The 23962-nt window shown below is 55.3% G+C and carries 23 protein-coding genes and 1 pseudogene; 8 read left to right on the top strand and 16 right to left on the bottom strand.

Annotated elements, in window-relative coordinates:
- Positions 1-304: hypothetical protein (locus ACOKCT_RS20660; protein WP_420193845.1), on the top strand; the 304-nt coding region annotated here is incomplete at its 5' end.
- A gap of 122 nt (positions 305-426) precedes the next feature.
- Here ACOKCT_RS20660 and hemG read toward each other — a convergent pair.
- Genes hemG through pepQ form a run of 4 tightly spaced genes read right to left on the bottom strand, consistent with a single transcriptional unit; the run spans position 427 to position 4418 of the window.
- On the bottom strand, positions 427-969 hold the full coding sequence (gene hemG / locus ACOKCT_RS20665) for a menaquinone-dependent protoporphyrinogen IX dehydrogenase (RefSeq protein ID WP_103177408.1): 543 nt from the start codon (positions 967-969) through the stop codon (positions 427-429).
- Between the two features lie 11 nt (positions 970-980).
- Positions 981-2432: a Trk system potassium transporter TrkH gene (gene trkH / locus ACOKCT_RS20670; protein WP_103177409.1), complete on the bottom strand. Its 1452-nt coding sequence runs from the start codon at positions 2430-2432 to the stop codon at positions 981-983.
- A gap of 40 nt (positions 2433-2472) precedes the next feature.
- Complete coding sequence (locus tag ACOKCT_RS20675) at positions 2473-3087, bottom strand: IMPACT family protein (protein ID WP_156655348.1); 615 nt, start codon at positions 3085-3087, stop codon at positions 2473-2475.
- Positions 3087-4418, bottom strand: coding sequence for a Xaa-Pro dipeptidase (gene pepQ / locus ACOKCT_RS20680; RefSeq protein ID WP_103177411.1), 1332 nt, complete (start codon positions 4416-4418; stop codon positions 3087-3089). Before pepQ ends, ACOKCT_RS20675 begins: the two co-directional genes overlap by 1 nt.
- A 187-nt stretch (positions 4419-4605) precedes the next feature.
- Here pepQ and fadB point away from each other — a divergent pair, with 187 nt between their 5' ends.
- Positions 4606-6795, top strand: a complete 2190-nt coding sequence (fadB, locus tag ACOKCT_RS20685; protein WP_420193846.1) for a fatty acid oxidation complex subunit alpha FadB — start codon at positions 4606-4608, stop codon at positions 6793-6795.
- 9 nt (positions 6796-6804) lie between these two features.
- A complete protein-coding gene (fadA, locus tag ACOKCT_RS20690; RefSeq protein WP_103177414.1) occupies positions 6805-7968 on the top strand; it encodes an acetyl-CoA C-acyltransferase FadA in 1164 nt (387 codons plus the stop codon).
- A gap of 183 nt (positions 7969-8151) precedes the next feature.
- Here the strand turns inward: fadA and fre are convergent, their stop codons facing one another.
- Entirely contained in the window at positions 8152-8853 is a 702-nt protein-coding gene (fre, locus tag ACOKCT_RS20695; protein ID WP_103825360.1) for an NAD(P)H-flavin reductase, read from the bottom strand.
- Between the two features lie 43 nt (positions 8854-8896).
- Complete coding sequence (ubiD, locus tag ACOKCT_RS20700) at positions 8897-10381, bottom strand: 4-hydroxy-3-polyprenylbenzoate decarboxylase (protein WP_103177416.1); 1485 nt, start codon at positions 10379-10381, stop codon at positions 8897-8899.
- A 183-nt stretch (positions 10382-10564) separates the two neighbouring features.
- Between ubiD and rfaH the strand changes: the two genes are divergently transcribed.
- Positions 10565-11056, top strand: a complete 492-nt coding sequence (gene rfaH, locus ACOKCT_RS20705) for a transcription/translation regulatory transformer protein RfaH (protein WP_103177417.1) — start codon at positions 10565-10567, stop codon at positions 11054-11056.
- On the opposite strand, the gene tatD is transcribed toward rfaH, so the two are convergent.
- From tatD to udp, 9 genes are all read right to left on the bottom strand, one after another.
- A complete protein-coding gene (tatD, locus tag ACOKCT_RS20710; RefSeq protein WP_103177418.1) occupies positions 11053-11835 on the bottom strand; it encodes a 3'-5' ssDNA/RNA exonuclease TatD in 783 nt (260 codons plus the stop codon). The two genes, rfaH and tatD, sit on opposite strands and share 4 nt — an antisense overlap.
- Positions 11836-11876: 41 nt before the next feature.
- A complete protein-coding gene (gene tatC / locus ACOKCT_RS20715; RefSeq protein ID WP_103177419.1) occupies positions 11877-12629 on the bottom strand; it encodes a Sec-independent protein translocase subunit TatC in 753 nt (250 codons plus the stop codon).
- 2 nt (positions 12630-12631) lie between these two features.
- Positions 12632-13159: a Sec-independent protein translocase protein TatB gene (tatB, locus tag ACOKCT_RS20720; RefSeq protein WP_103177420.1), complete on the bottom strand. Its 528-nt coding sequence runs from the start codon at positions 13157-13159 to the stop codon at positions 12632-12634.
- 3 nt (positions 13160-13162) lie between these two features.
- A complete protein-coding gene (gene tatA / locus ACOKCT_RS20725; RefSeq protein ID WP_103177421.1) occupies positions 13163-13417 on the bottom strand; it encodes a Sec-independent protein translocase subunit TatA in 255 nt (84 codons plus the stop codon).
- A gap of 76 nt (positions 13418-13493) precedes the next feature.
- Positions 13494-15134: a ubiquinone biosynthesis regulatory protein kinase UbiB gene (gene ubiB / locus ACOKCT_RS20730; protein WP_103177422.1), complete on the bottom strand. Its 1641-nt coding sequence runs from the start codon at positions 15132-15134 to the stop codon at positions 13494-13496.
- Positions 15131-15736 carry a ubiquinone biosynthesis protein UbiJ gene (ubiJ, locus tag ACOKCT_RS20735; RefSeq protein WP_103177423.1) on the bottom strand — a complete coding sequence of 202 codons (606 nt, stop codon included), beginning with the start codon at positions 15734-15736 and terminating at the stop codon, positions 15131-15133. Before ubiJ ends, ubiB begins: the two co-directional genes overlap by 4 nt.
- Positions 15737-15749: 13 nt before the next feature.
- Entirely contained in the window at positions 15750-16505 is a 756-nt protein-coding gene (gene ubiE / locus ACOKCT_RS20740; RefSeq protein ID WP_103177424.1) for a bifunctional demethylmenaquinone methyltransferase/2-methoxy-6-polyprenyl-1,4-benzoquinol methylase UbiE, read from the bottom strand.
- 89 nt (positions 16506-16594) lie between these two features.
- The gene (rmuC, locus tag ACOKCT_RS20745) at positions 16595-18019 is read right to left on the bottom strand and encodes a DNA recombination protein RmuC (protein WP_420193847.1); all 1425 of its coding nucleotides are present in this window, start codon (positions 18017-18019) and stop codon (positions 16595-16597) included.
- 139 nt (positions 18020-18158) lie between these two features.
- A complete protein-coding gene (udp, locus tag ACOKCT_RS20750) occupies positions 18159-18920 on the bottom strand; it encodes a uridine phosphorylase (protein ID WP_045417628.1) in 762 nt (253 codons plus the stop codon).
- 251 nt (positions 18921-19171) lie between these two features.
- Between udp and ACOKCT_RS20755 the strand changes: the two genes are divergently transcribed.
- The 4 genes and pseudogenes from ACOKCT_RS20755 (at position 19172) to ACOKCT_RS20770 (ending at position 21524) form a co-directional block, all read left to right on the top strand.
- Entirely contained in the window at positions 19172-19975 is an 804-nt protein-coding gene (locus ACOKCT_RS20755; RefSeq protein ID WP_103177426.1) for a dienelactone hydrolase family protein, read from the top strand.
- Between the two features lie 243 nt (positions 19976-20218).
- Positions 20219-20716, top strand: a pseudogene (locus tag ACOKCT_RS20760) (Hcp family type VI secretion system effector).
- Positions 20713-21081, top strand: coding sequence for a tlde1 domain-containing protein (locus ACOKCT_RS20765; protein ID WP_103177428.1), 369 nt, complete (start codon positions 20713-20715; stop codon positions 21079-21081). Before ACOKCT_RS20760 ends, ACOKCT_RS20765 begins: the two are co-directional and overlap by 4 nt.
- Positions 21081-21524, top strand: a complete 444-nt coding sequence (locus tag ACOKCT_RS20770) for a Shiga toxin A subunit (RefSeq protein WP_214422507.1) — start codon at positions 21081-21083, stop codon at positions 21522-21524. The genes ACOKCT_RS20765 and ACOKCT_RS20770 overlap by 1 nt, the downstream gene beginning before the upstream one ends.
- 63 nt (positions 21525-21587) lie before the next feature.
- Here the strand turns inward: ACOKCT_RS20770 and metE are convergent, their stop codons facing one another.
- Positions 21588-23849, bottom strand: coding sequence for a 5-methyltetrahydropteroyltriglutamate--homocysteine S-methyltransferase (gene metE / locus ACOKCT_RS20775; RefSeq protein WP_214422508.1), 2262 nt, complete (start codon positions 23847-23849; stop codon positions 21588-21590).
- Between the last annotated feature and the right edge of the window lie 113 nt (positions 23850-23962).

The raw sequence follows: 23962 nt of genomic DNA on the forward strand, positions 1-23962 counted from the left end.
AGGCCTGCCGCCAGCGTTCAATCTGAGCCATGATCAAACTCTTCAATTTAAGTTTGATGCTCGTGAATTAAACTTCGTAATGAATTACGTGTTCACTCAGAGACTTGGTATTCATTTATTGTCCGAAGACATTAAGAATCCATGTCACTTTGAGTGCCCACACAGATTGTCTGATAAATTGTTAAAGAGCAGTGCCGCTTCGCTTTTTCGCTGCGACGCGGGGTGTGCATATTACGCTTCCCCGCCTCAGAGTCAAGCGATTATTTTCGCTTTTCTCCGTGAGGTTCTTACCGAACCCCGCTGACCCGGCGGCGTGTTTGCCGTTGTTCCGTGTCAGTGGTGGCGCATTATAGGGAGTTATCTGACGGTGACAAGCAGAAATCTTAAAAAGTTTTCCGTTCGCTTACTTTTCGACCTTTGCGACTATTAATGCCGCGAATTGCGGGTTAATTGCGCAATTTCCCGGGCGAAACTGGAGACCTGGGACCAGTCGGTATAGACCACCTCTTTACGGGTATCCGTTTCGCCGCCTGTCATCTTCATAATAAGGCGGATCATAAAGCGATCGTACCAGCGGTAGCGCGGATAACGCAGCGCACCCGCAAAGACGGCACAGGCAGTTGGCTTCCAGGGTGAGTTCAGTAAAAACTTGCGCGTGTAGCTGTTGGTTTGCGGCGTGCGCTTTTCCGCTTTACGCGCCACCAGATTCACAGAGTAGAAAGCGCCAGGCAGGCTATTCAGCATTGCCGTATGCTTTTTCACGAAGCGATCCACCGCAGGATGGAAATGACCGTAACGAATCGAGGCGCCAATCACCACGCGGTCATACTCCTGCCACGCAATCTCTTCTGTGCGGTTCAGATTGACGACATCCGCATAGATACCCTGCTCTTTTAACTCAGAAGCCAGAAAAGCGGCAATCTCCCGCGTCTGCCCGTCGCGCGTTGAAAATAGAATTAATGTTTTCACAAACGGCTCCCTTATTCGCGCCAGAATGTTGGTGTCAGGAGAACCAACAGCGTAAAGACCTCAAGACGCCCGAACAGCATATTGGCAATCAGGATCCACTTCGCGGTTGGGTTCATACTGGCAAAGTTGTCTGCGACCACGCCAAGGCCCGGCCCCAGGTTGTTCAGTGTGGCGACCACGGAGGCAAATGCCGAAAAGTCATCCACGCCCGTCGCGATGATCGCCAGCATGCTGACGATAAAGACCAGCGCGTAGGCAGAGAAGAAGCCCCACACCGCCTCCAGAATACGCTCCGGCAGTGCGCGGTTGCCCAGTTTGATGCTGTAAACCGCATTCGGGTGTACCAGACGCTTAAGCTCGCGGTTCCCCTGTTTAAAGAGCAGCAGAATGCGGATCACCTTCAGGCCACCGCCCGTCGAACCGGCACAGCCGCCGATAAAGGCCGAACAGAGCAGCAGCACAGGCAGGAAGAGCGGCCAGCGCGCGATACTGTCGGTGGTGAACCCTGCGGTGGTCGCCATCGATACCACCTGGAAGAAAGCCTGATTAAGGGTGGTGACCGCCGAGTCATAGACATCGTGTAGCCACAGCACCAGGGTACAGATAGCCACCAGCGTCAGCTGCACGCCAATGAACATGCGGAACTCCGGGTCGCGCCAGTACACCTTCAGGTTACGGCCGCTTAACAGCGAGAAGTGCAGGCCGTAGTTACAGCCGGAGATAAGCAGGAAGATAGCAATGATGGTATTGATTGTAGGGCTGTCAAAATAGCCGACGCTGGCATCATGGGTTGAGAACCCACCAATGGCGATGGTCGCAAAACTATGGCCAATGGCATCAAAGGCTGGCATCCCGGCGAACCACAGCGCCAGCGCACAGGCGACCGTCAGCAGAACATAGATCAGCCATAACGTTTTGGCCGTCTCGGCAATACGCGGGCGCATTTTATTATCTTTCAGCGGCCCCGGCATTTCGGCACGGTAGAGCTGCATCCCCCCGACGCCCAATATTGGCAGGATAGCTACGGCTAATACGATGATCCCCATACCGCCGAACCATTGCAGCATCTGCCGGTAAAAAAGGATGGCATGAGGTAATGAGTCCAGCCCCACCAACGTGGTGGCTCCGGTGGTGGTCAGCCCGGAAAAGGATTCGAAGAAGGCATCGGTGATCGTCAGGTTGGGTTGTTCCGAGAAGATGAAGGGTAATGCCCCCACGCTGCCCAGCACGGTCCAGAACAGCACCACGATCAGGAAGCCTTCCCGGGATTTCAGCTCCCCTTTCTGACGGCGGTTAGGCCACCACAGCAGGGAGCCAATCATCAGCGCGACGAAAAAGGTCTGCGTAAAGGCGCGGCCCGCACCATCCCGATAAATAAGCGCTACCAGTCCCGGGAGGATCATCGTCCCGGAGAAAAGTATGACCAGCAATCCAACAATTCGGGTTATGGCACGAAAATGCATCTCTGCCGCTTCCTTTGGTATTCAATAAGTAGGGTGGGGATTATTCTTCAATCGGCCGCAATTGCAACGAACCACGACTAAAATCAGCCAGTTTTGCTGAGAATGCCGGAAGCGCCGCCTGGGGTAATGCCACCCGCAAGTGCACCATCGCCTGGTAGTCACTGAGTACGATCAGGCCCTGATACTGCTTCAGCAAGGCCTCGATGCCGGATAACTGGGCGTAATCGCACAATAAAGTATATTCGGTAAGTGGCGTTTTGCGGATAGTCGTCAGCTGATTAAGCGCCTGCTGGACGCCGCCGCCATAGGCCTTGACCAGCCCGCCCGTTCCCAGTAATACGCCGCCGTAGTATCGCACCACGACGGCGGTGATTTCGCCAACGCCGCTGCCCATGAGCTGCGAGAGCATGGGTTTGCCCGCCGTGCCCGCCGGTTCACCATCATCCGAGAACCCGAGCTTTTGCGAGTCGTCAGGCGGCCCGGCCACCCACGCCACGCAGTGGTGGCGGGCGTCGGGATGCTCCGCTCTTACTGACTCTACAAACGCCTTCGCCGCCTCCACGCCGTCGGTATGCGCCAACAGCGTGATGAAACGGCTTTTCTTGATCTCTTCCGTAAAGGTGACCGGCGCTGCCGGTATGAGCCAGCTTTCCATTACGCCAGCTTCAGATCTCGCGTCATGTTTTCAGTACCGTTCTCGTGGATCACCACGTTATCTTCGATACGGATCCCACCAAACGGCTTCAGCGCTTCGATTTTCTGCCAGTTGAAGTGTTTGCTGAACTGCCCTTCACGCCACGGCGCCAGCAGCGACTCTATAAAGTAGATGCCCGGCTCGATGGTCAGCACCATGCGCGGTTGCAGAATACGGGTGCAGCGCAGGTAGGGATATTTAGACGGCGCCGCCAGGTGCGTACCGGTATCATCCTGCATAAAGCCCGCCGTATCGTGGACCTGCAGACCCAGCGGATGGCCGATACCGTGCGGCATAAAGGGCCCGGTCAGGTCGTTTTCCACCATCGCCTCTTCGCTCATATCGCTGACGATCTGGTACTTACGCAGCAGTTTCGCAATGCGCTGATGGAACTGGATGTGGTACTCCACGTAGCTCACGCCCGCCTTCATGGTGGCGATCAGGGCAAGCTGTTCATCATTCACGTCTTTGATAAGCGCAGCGAACTCGGTGTCGCTGTTTCCGGCCCAGGTACGGGTCAGGTCAGCGGCATAACCGTTATATTCCGCCCCGGCATCCAGCAGGAAGCTGCGCATTTCGGACGGCGCGCGGTGATCGAGTTTGGTGTAATGCAGCACCGCCGCATGTTCGTTCAGCGCCACGATGTTGCTGTAAGGCACATCGGTATCACGATGGCCGGTCGCCGTCAGGTAAGCCTGGTTAATATCGAACTCGCTCATGCCGGACAGGAACGCTTCATGTGCCGCACGATGGCCGTTAACCGCGGTTTTTTGCGCTTCACGCATACACGCCAGTTCATAGTCGGTCTTATATGAGCGGTAATAGTGCAGATAGTCGATCACCCCTTTCGGGTTGACGTTTTCCGCTGTGATCTCCATGGCAAGTGCCCGTTCAGGCACCGGGCCAATATAGGCAATGTTACCGCGAGCCGCGGGTAACTGGCTGCTAATACCGTCCGCTTTCGGCAGGGCAATCACCTCTATCTCGTCCGTCCAGAATGAGGTCGGCAGCGGCTCCACGTTGTGCCAGTAATCCACTGGCAGATAGAACCAGAGTTTCGGCTTGTTCACACCATCCACCAGCAACCAGCAATTGGGAACCTGCGTTACCGGCACCCAGGCTTTAAATTGCGGATTCACTTTGAAGGGATAAGCATGATCGTCAAGGAAGACATTAAACAGTTCGCCGGAGTGGATGAGCAACGCATCCAGCTTAAAGCGAGCCAGTACGTCGCGTGTACGTTCCTGTAACGTAACAATATGATTTTTGTAGAGCGCGGCCAGTGAGTCCATCATTATTCCTTTCGTTTTGACCTCAAGTCTCCGCATCTTAGCACACCTCAGAAAAGCTGCGTGATCTTCGCCGAGCGTGATCAGACCTACAATTATTTAATGACTAATTTGCATTTCATTAACACAAAACCCACACTCCGTTTCATCTGGTATGACCAGATCCAATTGCTGGATTCAGGAGACTGACATGCTCTACAAAGGCGACACCCTGTACGTAGACTGGCTGGAAGGTGGCATTGCCGAACTGGTGTTCGACGCCCCCGGCTCAGTGAACAAGCTTGATACCGCAACCGTGGCCAGCCTTGGCCAGGCGCTGGACGTTCTTGAAAAACAAACCGATTTAAAAGGTCTGCTGCTGCGTTCCGAAAAAGCGGCATTTATTGTCGGCGCAGACATCACCGAATTCCTCTCGCTGTTCCTGGTACCACAGGAGCAGCTGAGCCAGTGGCTCCATTTCGCCAACAGCGTCTTTAACCGTCTGGAAGATCTGCCGGTCCCGACCCTTTCTGCGGTTAATGGCTATGCGCTGGGTGGCGGCTGTGAATGCGTGCTGGCGACCGATTATCGTCTGGCGACGCCGGATCTGCGCATTGGTCTGCCTGAAACGAAGCTGGGCATCATGCCGGGCTTTGGCGGCTCGGTACGTCTGCCGCGCCTGCTGGGTGCCGATAGCGCCCTGGAAATTATTGCCGCGGGTAAAGATGTCAGTGCCGATCAGGCATTAAAACTCGGTCTGGTGGATGGCGTCGTTAAGCCGGAAAAACTTCATGAAGGGGCACTGGCGATACTGCGCCAGGCGATTAACGGCGATCTCGACTGGAAAGCAAAACGCCAGCCGAAACTGGAGCCGCTGCACTTAAGTAAAATTGAAGCCACCATGAGCTTCACCATCGCTAAAGGCATGGTGATGCAGACGGCGGGTAAACACTATCCGGCGCCCATCACCGCGGTGAAAACCATCGAAGCCGCCGCACGTCTGGGCCGTGACGAAGCACTGAAATTAGAAAACCAAAGTTTCGTTCCGCTGGCTCACACCAACGAAGCGCGTGCCCTGGTGGGTATTTTCCTCAACGATCAGTTCGTGAAGGGCAAAGCGAAGCAGCTGACCAAACATGTCGAGACGCCAAAACAGGCTGCGGTGCTGGGTGCGGGCATTATGGGCGGCGGTATTGCGTATCAGTCGGCATGGAAAGGCGTGCCGGTTGTCATGAAAGATATCAACGACAAATCCCTGACGCTGGGCATGACGGAATCGGCCAAGCTGCTGAACAAACAGCTGGAGCGCGGCAAGATCGACGGTCTGAAGCTCTCCGGGGTGATCTCTACTATTCATCCGACGCTGGAATACAGCGGTTTCGATCGCGTGGATGTGGTCGTCGAAGCGGTAGTTGAAAACCCGAAAGTGAAAAAAGCGGTGCTGGCGGAAACAGAAGAGAAGGTTCGCCCGGAGACTGTGCTGGCATCCAACACCTCTACCATACCAATCAGCGAACTGGCCAGCGTGCTGAAGCGCCCGGAAAACTTCTGCGGTATGCACTTCTTTAACCCGGTGCACCGTATGCCGCTGGTTGAAGTGATTCGCGGAGAAAAGACCTCCGATGAAACGATCGCCAAAGTGGTGGCGTGGGCCAGCAAGATGGGCAAAACCCCGATTGTGGTGAATGACTGCCCGGGCTTCTTCGTCAACCGCGTGCTGTTCCCCTACTTTGCCGGTTTCAGCCAGCTGCTGCGCGACGGGGCGGATTTCCGCAAGATCGACAAAGTGATGGAAAAACAGTTTGGCTGGCCAATGGGCCCGGCCTATCTGCTGGATGTTGTCGGCATTGATACCGCCCATCACGCCCAGGCAGTAATGGCGGCTGGTTTCCCGGCGCGGATGCAGAAAGATTACCGCGATGCCATCGACGTACTCTTTGAATCGAATCGCTACGGTCAGAAAAACGGCCTCGGCTTCTGGCGTTATAAAGAAGACAGCAAGGGCAAACCGAAGAAAGAGGAAGATGCCACCGTGGACAGCCTGCTGGCAGAGGTCAGCCAGGCGAAGCGTGATTTCAGCGACGAAGAGATCATTGCCCGCATGATGATCCCGATGGTCAATGAAGTGGTGCGCTGTCTCGAAGAGGGCATTATCGCCAGCCCGGCGGAAGCCGATATGGCGCTGGTGTACGGCCTGGGCTTCCCTCCGTTCCACGGCGGCGCGTTCCGCTGGCTGGATACGCTCGGCAGCGCCCGCTATCTGGATATGACGCAACAGTACGAGCATCTCGGCCCGCTGTATCACGCCCCGGAAGGTCTGCGTGCCAAAGCGCGTCACAACGAAGCGTACTATCCTCCGGTTGAGCCTGCCCGTCCGGTTGGCGCAATCAAAACGGCTTAAGGAGTCACAATGGAACAGGTTGTCATTGTCGATGCAATTCGCACCCCGATGGGCCGTTCGAAGGGCGGCGCATTTCGTAACGTGCGCGCGGAAGATCTCTCCGCACATTTAATGCGTAGCCTGCTGGCGCGCAACCCGGCGCTGGAAGCCACCGCGCTGGACGATATCTACTGGGGCTGCGTACAGCAGACCCTGGAGCAGGGTTTTAACATTGCCCGTAACGCCGCGCTGCTGGCGGAAATCCCGCACTCAGTACCGGCTGTCACCGTCAACCGCCTGTGCGGTTCGTCGATGCAGGCCCTGCACGATGCGGCACGCATGATCATGACCGGCGACGCGCAGGTGTGCATGATTGGCGGTGTGGAACACATGGGCCACGTGCCGATGAGCCACGGCGTCGATTTTCATCCCGGCATGAGCCGTACCGTGGCGAAAGCCGCGGGCATGATGGGGCTAACGGCAGAGATGCTCTCCCGTCTGCACGGCATCAGCCGTGAAATGCAGGACAGCTTTGCCGCCCGCTCGCACGCCCGTGCCTGGGCCGCGACGCAGTCCGGCGCCTTCAAAAATGAGATCCTGCCGACGGGCGGCCACGATGCCGATGGCGTGCTGAAACAGTTCTACTTCGACGAAGTGATCCGTCCGGAAACCACCGTTGAAGCGCTCTCCGCGCTGAAACCGGCCTTTGATCCGGTGACCGGCACCGTGACGGCGGGCAGCTCTTCCGCCCTCTCCGATGGTGCTGCCGCCATGCTGGTCATGAGCGAAAGCCGCGCCCGCGAGCTGGGTCTGACGCCGCGCGCCCGTATCCGCTCGATGGCGGTCGTGGGCTGCGATCCATCGATTATGGGTTACGGCCCGGTACCGGCCTCAAAGCTGGCGCTGAAAAAAGCCGGGCTTTCCACCAGCGATATCGACGTGTTCGAGATGAACGAAGCCTTCGCCGCGCAGATCCTGCCGTGCATTAAGGATCTGGGCCTGATGGATCAGATCGACGAGAAGATTAACCTCAACGGCGGCGCCATTGCGCTGGGTCACCCGCTGGGCTGTTCCGGGGCGCGTATCAGCACCACGCTGATTAACCTGATGGAACGTAAAGATGCTCAGTTTGGTCTGGCGACTATGTGTATCGGCCTGGGTCAGGGGATCGCGACGGTGTTTGAGAGGGTGTAATCGAAGAATATTCCCCTAAATCATTCGCGTTGCATCGCGGCGGCAACTGCGCGAATCCCCGGGAGCATAGTTAACTATGTGACCGGGGTGAGCAAAGGCAGCCAACAAAGAGGCAGCGTGAATGATGACGGGGAAAGTTTTAGTTGCCGTTTTCCCGCCTGTCAGGGGCGGGTTTTTTTCGTCTCAAATAAAGGCAAATGCGTCGCCAAACAGACGATCTTCACGCGCGCCACGCTCGTTGCAGAACAGGTCACGGGCAATTTTCGCCATTTCGAAACGACCGGCAATATAGATATCGTGATTTACCAGGGTGCCATGATCCTGCAATACCGCCGTTAACACGGTGCCGCTGCGGCCGCGCCATCCCTCTTCCGGCTGCTCCACCACCGGCTCAACGCGCAGGTTTGGATGGGTCACGCTCAGCGCTTCCAGCTCGGACAGATCGTAAAGGTGCTTCGACTCGCGGCCACCCCAGTAGATGGTGATATCCCGGTCCGGATTACGCGCCAGCGCCGTCAGCAGGATAGAGCGCGCGTAGGAGAAACCGGTGCCGCCGGCAATCAGGATCAGCGGACGCTCTTCGTCATCGCGCAGCCAGGCTTCCCCGTGAGGCATATCAACTTCAATCACGTTCTCTTTCAGAATGCGATCCATCACCGCCATCGCATACAGGTTGAGCTCCGACGCCCCAATGTGCAGCTCGATAAACTCTTGCTCATCCGGCGTGGAGGCCATTGAGAAAGGGCGCTTATCCCGTTCATCCATCACCACCATCAAATACTGGCCAGCGCGGAAGGAGAACGCCGATTCAGGTACTAAACGGACGCGATATACAGTGTCGGTGATAGCGTCTACCGAGGTCACTTTACAGCTTAAGGTTGTCATTCGCTCTCTCTGTCGGGAAGTCTATAGGGCATAACGGGCGCATTCAGGCGTCTTTACCGTTATTCATTATGGCCAGTTCATCCCAGATCGCGTCAATTCGCGCAGTCACCTCAGGATCCTTTTTGATCGGTCGACCCCATTCACGTTGGGTTTCGCCGGGCCATTTATTGGTGGCATCCAGTCCCATTTTTGAGCCAAGACCGGAAACCGGCGAGGCAAAATCCAGGTAATCAATTGGCGTGTTTTCGACTAACACGGTATCGCGTGCCGGATCCATACGGGTGGTAATGGCCCAGATTACGTCATTCCAGTCTCGGGCGTTGACGTCATCATCGCAAACGATCACAAACTTGGTATACATAAACTGGCGCAGGAAAGACCATACGCCCATCATCACCCGTTTAGCGTGACCCGCATACTGCTTCTTAATGGTTACTACCGCCAGGCGATAAGAGCACCCTTCCGGCGGCAGATAGAAATCAACGATCTCCGGGAACTGTTTTTGCAGAATAGGCACAAACACTTCGTTGAGCGCCACGCCCAGTACGGCAGGTTCATCTGGTGGACGGCCGGTATAGGTGGAGTGGTAAATCGCATCTTCCCGCTGGGTAATGTGCGTCACGGTAAATACCGGGAAGTTGTCTATTTCATTGTAATAGCCGGTGTGGTCGCCATACGGCCCTTCCGGGGCCATCTCTCCAGCTTCGATGTAGCCTTCGAGGACGATTTCAGCGCTGGCGGGCACTTCCAGATCGTTAGAAACGCACTTCACCACTTCGGTTTTGGTGCCACGCAGTAACCCGGCAAAGGCATATTCCGACAGCGTGTCGGGCACCGGCGTCACTGCGCCGAGTATAGTGGCCGGATCGGCACCCAGCGCCACAGAGACCGGGAAGCGTTCGCCCGGATGCGCAGCACACCACTCCTGGAAATCAAGCGCACCGCCGCGGTGCGACAGCCAGCGCATAATGAGTTTGTTTTTACCGATCAGCTGCTGACGGTAGATCCCAAGATTCTGGCGCTCTTTGTGCGGCCCGCGCGTTACGGTCAGGCCCCAGGTGATCAGCGGGGCGGCGTCTTCTGGCCAGCACTGCATGATGGGAATTCGGGTCAGATCGACCGCATCGCCTTCCACGATTTTCTGCTGGCAGGGGGCACCACGCAGCCGTTTGGTCGGCATGTTCAACACCTGCTTAAACTGCGGCAGCTTATCAAAGAGATCGCGAAAACCTTTTGGTGGCTCAGGCTCTTTCAGAAAAGCCAGCAGCTTACCTACTTCACGCAACGCGCTGACATCCTCCTGCCCCATCCCCATCGCCACACGCCTAGGTGTGCCAAACAGGTTACAGAGCACCGGCATGGTGTAGCCTTTCGGATTTTCAAACAGCAGCGCGGGCCCACCGGCACGCAGGGTGCGGTCGGCAATCTCTGTCATCTCCAGATAAGGATCGACAGGCAGGGTAATACGTTTGAGTTCGCCCTGCTTTTCCAGCAGTTCCAGGAAGTCGCGTAGATCGTTGTATTTCATGCAGTTAGTCAAGCTCTCTCTGTATGCGGTTCATTATACGGCGTAAGACTGCGTGATGCTGTATTTTTGTTAAATTAGCGTGAAGATTCACGGCTTCTTCTGCGTACTGCCATTATAATCAGCTTAGCGATCCCGCCAGGGTTTTGATATGCTTGCCGGCATAACAAGCGGAAAAGAGTCATTATGCGGGCCTGGTATTTACTGTATTGCAAGCGTGGGCAACTTCAGCGTGCTCAGGAACATCTGGAACGCCAGGCAGTGAACTGTCTGACGCCTGTGATCACGCTGGAAAAAATGGTTCGCGGTAAACGTACAACCGTCAGCGAGCCGCTGTTTCCTAACTATCTGTTTGTTGAATTCGACCCTGAAGTGATCCACACCACCACCATCAATGCGACGCGCGGCGTCAGCCACTTCGTGCGCTTTGGCGTTCATCCGGCCACGGTGCCCTCTTCCGTCATCCACCAGCTCTCGGTTTATAAACAGCCAGAAGGCATGACCGATCCTGATACGCCCTTCTCCGGCGATGATGTGGTGATCACCGAAGGGGCGTTCGAAGGGCTGGTAGCGATTTTCGCTGAGCCGGATGGGGAAGCCCGCTCCATGCTGCTGCTGAACTTGCTGAATAAAGAAGTGAAGCAGAGCGTGAAAAACACCAGTTTCCGCAAAGTTTAAAAGTCGACGCCAAACAGACGACGCACGTTGTCATCCGTCTGCGCAGCCAGCCACTGCGTCTCTTCGCCGCGCCAGTGGGCCACCCGCTCAAGTATATGGCCCAGCCAGGCTGGCTCATTACGCCTTGAGGCCGGTTTAGGGCTGAGATCGCGCGGCAGCAGGTACGGCGCATCGGTCTCAATCAGCAGGCGTTCGGCAGGAATAACCGGTAACAGTTCACGCAGCGCCAGCCCGCGCCGTTCATCGCAGACCCAGCCGGTGATCCCCAGATATAAGCCACGATCCAGACAAGCTATCGCCTCCTCACGCGTGCCGGTAAAACAGTGCAGCACCGCGCCGGGCAGTTTATCCAGCCAGGGTTCCAGCAACGCCAGAAAGCGTTCGTGAGCGTCACGGCAGTGCATAAATACTGGCATACCCAGCTCCGCGGCCAGTGCAAGCTGGGCGCTAAAGGCATGCTCCTGCTCGGTGGGGGTGGAGAAGTTGCGATTAAAGTCGAGGCCACACTCTCCGATTGCCACGACCTCAGGCGAGGCGGCTAACGCCCGCAGCGTATCTGCGCTCTCTGTCGTCCACTGGCTGCTGTCGTGAGGATGAACGCCTGCCGTTGACCAGCAGCGATCGTAACGTTGAGCCAGCTGCTGCGCCTGCTCACTTTCATGCAGGTTGGTGCCCGTCAGCAGTAAGCCCTTTACCCCGGCAGCGAAGGCCCTGGCAACGACCTCATCGCGATCCTGGGCAAACTGGGGACTGGTCAGGTTCAGACCGATATCAAACATACTCGCTCCCATATGACAACCGCCCTGGCGGGCGGTTGGTTTTATTCTTCTGACTCTTCCTCGTGATCTTCACGTCGCTTTCCAATATAGAAGCGCGAGAAGAAGACGCCGACCTCAAACAGGCAATACATCGGGATTGCCAGCAGGGTTTGCGAGAAGACATCCGGCGGCGTTAGCATCATGCCAATGACGAAGGCACCCACCAGAATGTACGGACGCTTTTTACGCAAGTCTTCCGGCGTGGTGATCCCCACCCAGCAGAGCAGCACGATGGCAACCGGCACCTCAAACGCCACGCCGAAGGCCATAAACAGCGCCATCACAAAGCTCAGATAACTGGCAATGTCCGTCGAGACCTGGACCCCTACCGGCGCGGTGTTTGCCAGGAAGCCAAAGGCCAGGGGGAAAACCACGAAGTAGGCGAAGGCCATGCCGATATAAAATAGCAGCGAGCTGGAGACCAGCAGCGGGATCACCAGACGGCGTTCATGCTTATACAGCGCAGGGGCAATAAAGGCCCAGACCTGGTAAAGGATCACCGGGGCAGAAGCAATCAGCGACACCCAGAAGGTCAGCTTAATCGGCGTGAAGAAGGGCGACGCGACATCGGTCGCAATCATGGTTGCACCCAGCGGCATCTGTTTAATCAGCGGCGCAGAGACCACCTGATAGATGTCGTTGGCGAAATAGACCAGGCCTATAAAAATGAGGAAGACCGCAATAATGCAGTTCAGCAGGCGCTTACGCAGCTCGATCAGGTGCGTAATCAGCGGTTGAGTTTCATCTACTGCCATATTTACGCTTTATCACTCGACGAGGGGGACGCATCAGCGACGGGGGCAGGCTTCTTCTCTGCGGACGCTGGCGTCGGTTCTGAATTTTTGATCACCGGCTCTGAAGGCGTCTGTTCGGGCGCACTGGCCTGGTGTTCTGCGGTAGCAGGCGTCACGCCTTCGTGCTGCGCTTCGTTATCTTTGACCAGCGGATTGCGAATGGTGTTGGCTTCATCACTCGCTTTTTCCGGGTCGTTAACGCTGTAGGAGCGCTTCATGGATTCCGCCGCTTCGCGCAGTTCATCCATGGAGGCTTTGAGTTCCGGCGTCAGGTTATCCATGCTCGCCTTCTCCACTTTTTTCAGGCTGTCCTGAAACTCCTGCAGCTTAAGCTCCTGCGCCAGCTCGTTTTGAACCGTTGTCGCAAGCGAACGTAGCGCCCGCACCCAGCCTGCAATTGTTTTTACTGCCACCGGCAAACGCTGTGGCCCCAGTACAATGAGGCCAATCACGAATACCAGCAGCAGTTCGCTAAAACCAATATCAAACACGGATTACACCTGCTCGTTATCGTGGCGTTTAGCATTTTCCTTTTTGACGTCGTCTGGTTTATCGGCGATAGATTTAGCAGTGAAATCCGCGTCCTGGCTGGATTTGTCCTGCTTCTCGTCATCATCTTTGATCGCTTTCTTGAAGCCTTTGATGGAGGCGCCAAGATCGGAACCGATAGAACCCAGTTTTTTGGTACCGAAAAGCAGCACGACGATGACGGCAATAATCACCAATTGCCAGATACTGATACCACCCATACTTCTTCCTCAGTTGTAGATGATAAATTAATCAGGCCGCATTATACGTTATGCGGCCCTGCGATAGCGATGCAATTCAGCGTGTTTTACGCCATCCTGCCAGCCAGACCACCACTCCACCGGCCATCAGCCAGGCGGGCATCAACTCCCAGTCAGGACGGTTGATTAGCAATAGCGTGCCGCTTAACAACAGCGTGGCGCCTATGCCAAACAGATACCGTGACTGGCCCTGACGCACATGATTGGTTTGCAGCTCACGAGCGATTTTATCTACGCTATGTTGCAAGTTTTTGCTCTGACGCAAACTGTCGTACACCAGTTCCGGCAGTTCGGGCATTTTTTCGATCCAGAAAGGTGCTTTCTCTTTCAGGGAGCGGACCAGGGCAGGCAGCCCAACCTGGTCTTTGATCCAGGACTCAAGGAACGGTTTTGCCGTTTTCCATAAGTCTAACTGAGGATAGAGTTGCCGCCCCACCCCTTCAACGTAAAGTAATGTTTTCTGAAGTAAAACTAATTGCGGCTGCACTTCCATATTGAAGCGTCGGGCGGTATTGAACAGGTTCAGCAGCACATGGCCAAACGAGATCTCCGCCAGCGGTTTCTCGAAAATAGGCTCACAAACCGTCCGAATAGCGAACTCAAACTCTTCGACGTTGGTGTCCGGAGGAACCCAACCGGAGTCGACGTGCAGTTCAGCCACTTTACGGTAATCGCGATTGAAGAAGGCGATAAAGTTCTCGGCCAGATAGCGCTTATCTTCTTTGTTCAGCGAGCCGACGATACCGCAGTCAATGCCGATGTATTGCGGATCTTCAGGGTGCTCGTAGCTAACAAAGATATTGCCCGGGTGCATATCGGCATGGAAGAAGCTGTCGCGGAACACCTGGGTAAAGAAGACCTGTACGCCACGCTCGGCCAGCAGCTTCATGTTGGTGCCCTGCTTTTCGAGGGTCGCGACGTCCGATACCGGGATGCCGTAGATGCGCTCCATCACCATCATGTCCTGGCTGCAATAGTCGGAGTAGACCTCCGGCACATACAGCATCGGGCTGTTTTCAAAATTGCGGCGCAGCTGAATCGCGTTCGCCGATTCACGCAGCAGATTCAGCTCATCAATCAGCGTCTTTTCATATTCACGCACCACTTCCATCGGACGCAGGCGACGGCCATCAGGCAACAGACGCGGCACCCAGCGAGCCAGACGGTAGATGAGTCTCATGTCGGCTCTGATGATCGGCAGAATATCCGGGCGGATCACCTTGATGACCACCTCTTTGCCGTTCTCTTTCAGCCGCGCGGTGTGAACCTGGGCGATAGAGGCCGAAGCCAGCGGTTGGATGTCGAAGTCATCGAACCAGCTTTCTACCGGGATATCACCCATCGCCTTTTCGATCTGCCGCTTTGCCAGCCGGCCATCGAACGGGGCGACTTTATCCTGCAGCAGAGCCAGCTGATCGGCAATCTGGGGAGGGAAGAGATCGCGGCGGGTCGAGAGCATCTGGCCGAACTTGATCCATACCGGACCCAGCTCCTGCAACGCCAGCCGCAGCCGCTCACCGAGCAGCTTGTCTTTATGGCGATTTGGCATCCAGAATAGCGTTTGCCGCCAGAGGCGCAGCGGCAAGGTAATACGCATTCGAGGGATCAACTCATCGAGCCCGTAGCTCAAAAAGGTGCGGATGATAAAATAGAGGCGCCGAATTTCACCTGGCGTCATTTGCCCTCCAGCTTTTCAAGCCTTTTAGTCAGTGCATCAACCGAACGTTCAACCGCTGCGGTTTCTTCTGCAAACCATGCTGCTTCCAGCGGCCCGGGAGCCATGCGCCACTCTTCGGTAAGCACCTCCGCAGCATAGCGCTGCTGACGCTGAAAACCTTTTTTCAGCAATGAGGCACCGCCGCGCAGCACTTTACTGATCCCCTCTGCGGCAATATCGCCCGTCCAGGGAGCCAGCAGTTCAGCCGGATCAAATTCCGCCAGGTCAGCCAGCGAAACGAAGTTTTGTACCACCTGGATATCGCCGTCGACTTCCAGCTCACCGCTACGGATGAGGGCGGTGAGCTGCTGGCGATCGCGCAGTTTAGGCAGCGTACTCATATGGGTGATAACAGAGCAGTCAGCCTCGCCCTCCCACTCGCCCAGCACGTCGAGCTGACGCTCGCTAAATACCAGCACCAGCGGGGTCGAAAACTCTTTTACCACCACGCGCAGCACTTTACCGTTCAGTCGCTGGCGTGCCGTTTTGAGCGCGGGCGAGCGATACAGAAAGGTATTGAGTACGTTTTCAACACCGGCTGTGATCAAGGGTTTAAACGGCATCTGCCACCTCCACTCAGAACTTGTACCCGCGATGCAGGGCGACAACGCCCGCGGTCATGTTGAAGTAATCAACATTGTCAAAGCCCGCATCCTGCATCATAGCCTTTAACGTGTCCTGGTTAGGGTGCATACGGATGGACTCGGCCAGGTAGCGATAGCTGTCGGCATCGTTAGCAACCACTTCACCAATGCGCGGCAGAATGTGGAAAGAGTAAGCGTCGTACGCTTTGCTCAGGGGCTCAATAATCGGTTTAGAGAACTCCAGCACCAGCAGGCGTCCACCCGGTTTCAGCACGCGGTACATGGAACGCAGCGCTTTCTCTTTATCGGTGACGTTACGCAGACCGAACGAGATGGTGATGCAGTCAAAAGTGTTATCCGGGAAAGGCAGCGCCTCGGCGTTCGCCTGGACGTACTCAACGTTGCCGACCACACCGAGATTGCGCAGTTTCTCACGCCCCATTTTCAGCATGGAGTCGTTGATATCAGCCAGCACAACGCGGCCTGTTTCCCCTACCAGACGCGAGAATTTCGCGGTAAGGTCGCCGGTCCCGCCCGCCAGATCAAGCACGGTTTGCCCACGACGCACGCCGCTACAATCAATAGTGAAGCGCTTCCACAAGCGATGAATGCCGAATGACATCAGGTCATTCATTACATCGTACTTCGCCGCCACGGAATGGAATACGTGGGCCACCATGTCAGCTTTCTGCGCTTTAGCGACAGTCTGAAAGCCAAAGTGCGTTGTGTCTTGTGAATCTTCAACCATCTCAGAGCCTGCTTATCAATCAAATGTACGAGAAGTGTAACAGATTGGGCGAATTTGCCCTACGATTCAACCACCCCAGGAATAACGCCCTACAGGTCTGCCGACGCGTGTGCCTCTGCTAACGTATTGTTTGTCTTTTGAACATCGCCCTCGCCACGCAACCAGTACTCTTCATCCTGCGCGGTGGCCTGCTCGACTAAATCCGGATTAATCTCGCGTTTAACCTCCACGCCAAGGCTGCGGAACGATTCGGCCTGAGCCAGCAGGTTGCCGCGACCGGAGGCCAGCTTTTTCATCGCCTGACGATAGTTATCCTGGGCGCGATCCAGACTCTGCCCAACGGACGACATGTCATCGACGAACAGGCGCATTTTGTCGTACAACCGGCTGGCGCGATCGGCAATCTGCTGGGCATTGCGGCTCTGATGCTCGTAGCGCCAAAGATTAGCAATGGTACGCAGCGCCACCAGCAGCGTGGTCGGGCTGACCAGCATAATGTTGTTTTTTAACGCTTCGGAGATCAGCTCCGGCTGGCGGTCCAGCGCCAGTAAGAAGGCGGGTTCAACCGGGATAAACATAAGCACATAGTCAAGCGAACGCAGGCCGGGTAACTGCTGATAATCTTTACGCCCCAGCAGGCGAATGTGGTTCCGCACCGAGGCGATATGCTCCTGCAACGCCGTCTCGCGGGTGTAGTCGTCCTCGGCATTAAAGTAACGCTCATAGGCCACCAACGTCATTTTGGCATCGATGACCACATCCTTCTCCTGCGGCAGGCGGACAATGACATCCGGCTGCATCCGCGCGCGAGATTCTGTTTCGATACTGACCTGGGTCTGATATTCATGCCCTTCACGCAGGCCGGAAGCTTCCAGTACGCGGGTCAACACCACTTCGCCCCAGTTGCCCTGGGTTTTATTGTCGCCTTTCAGCGCCCGGGTCAGGTTGATCGCTTCCTGGGCCATCTGGGCATTTAGCTGCTGGAGATTGCGAATTTCATGGGCCAGCGTGTGTCGCTCCCGCGCCTCCTGGCCAAAGCTGTCCTGCACCTGGCGACGAAAACCGTCCAGCTGTTCGCGCAGGGGAGTCAGCAGACCGTTCAGGCTCTGACGGTTTTGCTCGTCAACACGGCGGTTGCTCTGCTCAAAGATGCGGTTCGCCAGGTTTTCGAACTGCTCGCTCAGGCGCTGTTCGCTGTTGATCATCTGGCGGATTTTATCTTCCGCATGCAGTTGGGTGGATTCCAGGCGGGTGGTGACTTCGCGCAGGTCGGCTTCCAGCGAGGTGTTGATATCCCGCAGATTACGCAGTTCGTTATTGAGTAGCTCGCACTCGTCGCGCCAGTGTCCGCTTTGCGCCGCCTGTTGTTTCAGCGCGCTTAAGGCAGCCACCATCTCCTCACGTTCGGCCAGCTGATCGGCTTTTTGCTGAGCATGCTGATAGCTGGCGAACAACCAGCCCACGCCGACGCTGACCAGCGCGATAACGACATAAAAAAGGATGGAAATATCCACGACGCCCCCTGCATCAAGGTATGACCCGCACAAAATAGAATTGTGCTGTATAAACGTCCAGTTTGAAAAGGGTTTTCTGCGAGGGGCTACGCAAAGAAAAAGGCCGAACGGGTCGGCCTTTGGCAAAGAAAAGGAGTAATTACAGCAGGCGGCGGGCCGCTTCCACCACGATTTTCACCGCGTGGCTTTCGGTCTGCTTCATGGTCTCGGCGTTCGGGATCTCTTGCTGGGTACGGTTCACAATGACACCCGCAACCATACCGGCACGCAGACCCTGGCTTGCACACATGGTCAGCAGCGTAGCGGATTCCATTTCATAGTTCATAACGCCCATAGACTGCCACTCTTCCATCGAGCCTTTGAAACGGCTGACCACGCGACCGGAGAAGGTATCGTAGCGCTCCTGGCCCGGGTAGAAGGTGTCTGAGGAGGCGGTCACGCCAACGTGAGTGGTTGCGCCGACGGATTTCGCGGCTTCCACCAGCGCGGTGGTGCACTCGAAATCGGCCACTGCCGGGAACTCCATCGGGGCAAAGTGCAGGCTCGCGCCGTCCAGACGCACGGACGCGGTGGTGACCAGTACGTCGCCAACGTTGATGTGCGGCTGGATCGCACCGGTCGTACCGATACGCAGGAAAGTACGGATGCCCAGCTGTGCCAGCTCTTCAACGGCAATAGAGGTAGACGGGCCACCGATACCGGTTGAGCAGACGATCACCGCTTTGCCATCCAGCTCTGCCCGCCAGGTCGTGAATTCGCGATGGGCTGCCAGCTTAACCGGCTTATCCATCAGCGCGGCGATCTTTTCCACACGCTCAGGATCGCCAGGGACGATAGCGAGCGTAGCCCCTTGTAAATCATTTTTAGTGAGGCCGAGATGAAAAACATCAGACTTAGACATAGAAAACTCCTCTGTGGGTCAGTTTGTCAGCAGAAGCAAAGCGGTACTTTACCGGAGCATATAGCTTAATTTCGTGACAGATATCACCGCGAATGAAATTGATTGCATTTAATTACCATGAAATAGTGATTAACATCACATTAACGACTTATATCGTTATCTGTTGCACAAAAGATAGCCTGTTTCGGGCACTGTGGATTGTTAACCTGCGGACTATATTTACTTTTGCGCTAATTGGTACGGAGAATGCCATGACTGGAACATCTGGATTTGCCCCTGCTGCTGATCTGCAAGCCTCAACCGTTGTCACTACCCCCGACGAGGCGATTACCGCCGGGGAGACCTCGATTCCGACCCAGGGCGATAATATGCCTGCTTACCATGCCCGGCCCAAAAATGCGCAAGGGGCATTGCCGATCGTCATCGTGATTCAGGAAATTTTCGGCGTACATGAGCATATTCGCGATATCTGTCGCCGCCTGGCGCTGGAAGGCTATCTGGCGGTCGCGCCGGAGCTCTACTTCCGTCAGGGCGATCCGAACGAGTACAGCGACATCCCTACCCTGTTCAGCAATCTGGTCAGTAAAGTGCCGGACGCGCAGGTGCTGGCGGATCTCGATCATGTCGCCAACTGGGCAGCGCGCAACGGTGGCGATCCTCATCGTCTGCTGGCGACCGGTTTCTGCTGGGGCGGACGGATCAGCTGGCTCTATGCCGCCCATAACCCGCAGCTGAAAGCAGCCGTGGCGTGGTATGGCAAACTGGTCGGCGAGAAAACCCTGAACTCACCAAAGCATCCGGTGGATGTGGCTACCGATTTAAACGCCCCCGTGCTGGGGCTCTATGGCGCCGAAGACACCGGCATTCCACTGGATACCGTCGAGACGATGCGTCATGCCCTGCGGGCGGCGAACGCAACGGCGGAGATTGTGGTCTATCCGGGAGCGGGTCACGCGTTTAATGCCGATTACCGTCCGAGCTATCACGAAGAGTCAGCGAAGGATGGCTGGCAGCGGATGCTGGCGTGGTTTGCGCAGTATGGCATTAAAAAATAATACCCTTACGCCCGGCACGTCTGCCGGGCGTACAATCCATGGTTATTAATTCCAGCAATATAAACATCTATTTATATATTCTACAGAGAGGATCACTATTTAAATAACAATCGCCTCCCTGATTTTGTGAGCCATCATAAATTACAAACGCTTTAGGAAATTAACCATACAGTTATGCTTTTCTCTCCTGTATGTGGGGCGTACGCTGGCATCCATATTACTTGCCAAACAGGAGGTTACAGGATGGCTATACCGGTATATCTTTGGTTAACAGACCATACAAGAAATCAGGTTAAAGGTTCAGTTGATATACAAGGAAGAGAAGGAAGCATTGAGATTATAGAGTTTATGCATTCTGTCGATCTTCCCACGGACAACCTTACAGGTAAAATTACTGGCAAACGTATCCATGGTGACTTTGCTTTAATCAAAGAAATTGATAGCTCATCGCCTTACCTTTATAAAGGCGTATCTACTGGTCAAAAATTTAAGCAAGCAGAGCTTAAGTTTTTCCGTATCAATTATAATGGTCAGGAAGAGGAATATTTCCGTATAATGATGGAAAATGTCAGGGTTAATGGAATAGAACCGTTAATGTTCGACATTAAAAATACCACCTTTGAAAGGCACAATCACCTTGAAGCCTTTTATTTAGCTTATTAAATAATCACATGGCACTATCTGGATGGAAATATTATTCATACAGACAGATGGGATGCTGAGGAGGAGGCTACGGTATGACGTGGGTTTATAAAGTAAGTTCGCACTCATTTTATCTGGATGGCACTTATCAGTTTGATGGTCAGTATGCAGGTAGGCCTGGGTTTAAAAACGACTCAGCAAATGAATGTGTAAAAAACAAAGGCCCGCTACCAAGAGGAACGTATACAATAGGACCCGCTTTTTATCATTCTAAAACCAAAGCATGGACAATGAGATTAACTCCCTACGCCGGGAACGATATGTGCGGTCGGGATGGCTTCATGATACATGGGGAAAGTTCATTGCATCCGGGAGAGGCATCCGACGGATGTATCATCCTAACTTTATCCAGTCGTAAAATCATTGCTGCAAGCAGTGATAAAATACTCGTTGTGGAGGATTAATGCTTAATAAAAAATCTCTCTACCTATTGATTATTTATCCTTTTCTTACGCACGCAAATAATAATGGATGTGCTATTGTCGGTGCGTCAATGGAGACCGCTTTATTCAATGCCATTTCGCGAGACTTACAAATTGATACGTCGACTATTCAGCGAAACAAAACAACCATTAAAATTATTGACCTTTCTCCTGTATCAAAACTGTACGCGCAATCATTAGCAAAAATCGATTATGAAATGGCTGTGGCACAGGGAAAAGCGACAATACCCGAGGGTGCTTACCTGGACAGTTATTATGAAAACAACACTCAATCCCTCACTGTAAAATACACTTATATCAACAAGAAAAAAAAGGAAGATATATTCATTGCTTCTGGCCTTATAAATGACGATGAATGCTCAGTCAGGTTTAATGGTTATATGGTAATAGCAAGAGAGTTTTAATTATTCAGGAAGGTCGTACGTAGGCCGGGCAGCCACACGCCGCCCGGCAAACGTGTGCCAGGGTTAACCCTGACGCAAATTCTGCGCCGCCTTCACCATGTTCGCCAGTGCGGCGCGCGTTTCAGGCCAGCCGCGGGTTTTCAGGCCGCAGTCCGGGTTCACCCACAGGCGCTCTGCCGGAATGCGCTGAGCCGCTTTTTGCAGCAGGGCTTCAATCCACTCTACGCTCGGGACGTTCGGGGAGTGAATGTCATAGACGCCCGGGCCGATCTCGTTCGGGTAGTCGAACTCTTCAAACGACTCCAGCAGCTCCATATCCGAGCGTGAGGTTTCGATGGTGATCACGTCGGCATCCAGCGCGGCGATGGAGTCCATGATGTCGTTGAACTCGCAGTAACACATGTGGGTGTGGATCTGGGTCTCATCCTTCGCCACCGCAGCGTTGATGCGGAAGGCTTCCACCCCCCACTTCAGATAGGCATCCCAGTCGCTGCGACGCAGCGGCAGTCCTTCGCGCAGTGCCGGTTCGTCAATCTGGATAATGCCGATACCAGCGGCTTCCAGATCCGCCACTTCGTCACGCAGCGCCAGCGCGATCTGCTTCGCGATGGTCTCACGCGTCACATCCTCACGCGGGAAGGACCAGCAGAGAATGGTCACCGGCCCGGTCAACATGCCTTTTACCGGTTTGTCGGTCAGGGACTGGGCATACTTCGCCCACTCAACGGTGATCGCTTCCGGGCGGCTGACGTCCCCGATCACCACCGGCGGTTTCACGCAGCGGGAGCCGTAGCTCTGCACCCAGCCATTCTGGGTAAAGACGAAACCGTCCAGATGCTCACCGAAGTACTCCACCATGTCGTTACGCTCGGCTTCGCCGTGGACCAGCACATCCAGCCCCAGGCGCTCCTGCTCCACAATCGCCTGCTTGATATGTTCGGCGATGCCGGTGCGGTAGTTGCCAGCGTCCAGATTGCCCTTTTTGAAGTCCAGACGCAGGCCACGGATCTCGGTGGTCTGCGGGAAGGAGCCGATAGTGGTGGTTGGCCAGGCCGGGAGTTTAAAGCGTGCACGCTGGGCTTCAGCACGCACCTCATAAGGACTCTGACGCTGGCTCTCCTTCGCGGTGATGGCGGCCAGACGTTTCTCAACCGCCGGGTTGTGCACGCGGGTAGAGTGGTGGCGGGCCTGAATTGGCGCGCTCCATGCGGTAATCGCCGCCGTATCGCCGCTGTTCAGCGCATCGCGCAGCAGGGCCAGCTCTTCGCATTTTTGCAGGGCAAAGGCAAACCAGCTCTTCACTTCGGCATCCAGACGGGTTTCGACGCTGAGGTCGATCGGGCTGTGCAGCAGGGAGCAGGATGAGGCGATCCACAGATCGCGTTTGCCAACGATCTCTTTAATCTGACCATATTTTTCTGTCAGATCGGCGCGCCAGACGTTGCGACCGTTCACCAGCCCGGCAGAGAGCAGCCAGTCGGACGGCAGACGGGAATGGAGTTCTGCCACGTCATCTTTACCGTGCACCAGATCAACATGCAGTCCCTGCACCGGCAGCGCAGTGATGGTATCGAGATTTGGCGTCACGCCTTCGAAATAGGTGGTGAGCAGCAGCTTCACCTGGCCCGCGAGGGCGTCGTATGCCGGTTTGAAGGCATCCAGCCATGCCTGCGGCAGCTCCAGCACCAGCGCCGGTTCGTCGATCTGTACCCACTCAACGCCGCGTTTCGCCAGTTCGCCCAGCACCTGCTGGTACACCGGCAGGATCTCATGCAACAGGCTCAGGCGATCAAACTGTTCGCCCTTCACTTTACCGAGCCACAGGTACGTTACCGGCCCCAGCAGAACAGGTTTCACCTGATGGCCGAGGGCCAGGGCTTCGTCCACCTCATCCAGCAACTGGGTCCAGGTCAGTCTGAACTGCTGGCCCTTCACGAACTCCGGCACCATGTAGTGGTAGTTGGTGTTGAACCATTTGGTCATCTCTGCCGCCGCCGCGGGTTCACCCGTTGGCGCACGGCCACGGCCAATGCGGAACAGGGTGTCGATATCTACCGAGCCATCGTTGTTCTGATGACGAGCCGGCACGTTGCCCAGCAGCAGGCTGGTCGTCAGAACATGGTCGTACCAGGCGAAATCGCCCACCGGCAGCAGGTCAATGCCCGCCTGCTTCTGCTGATCCCAGTGGCGGGCACGGAGTTCGCGTCCCACCGCCAGCAGTTCATCACGGGTGGCGTTACCCGCCCAGTAGCTTTCGAGCGCTTTTTTCAGCTCGCGGCGCAGGCCGACGCGCGGGAAACCGAGGGTATGGTTGCGAATTGTCATGATGTGCTCCTTATGGAATTTTCAGTATTTAGCCGTCCAGATGTTTACACTTCCATAATGTGTAGGTACTGTATATTCCTCAAGCGCAAATTGTTCATGGCGAAGTGAAGGAC

It is taken from the genome of Leclercia sp. M-A074-M (assembly GCF_965195605.1).
In the GTDB taxonomy this organism is placed as follows: domain Bacteria; phylum Pseudomonadota; class Gammaproteobacteria; order Enterobacterales; family Enterobacteriaceae; genus Enterobacter.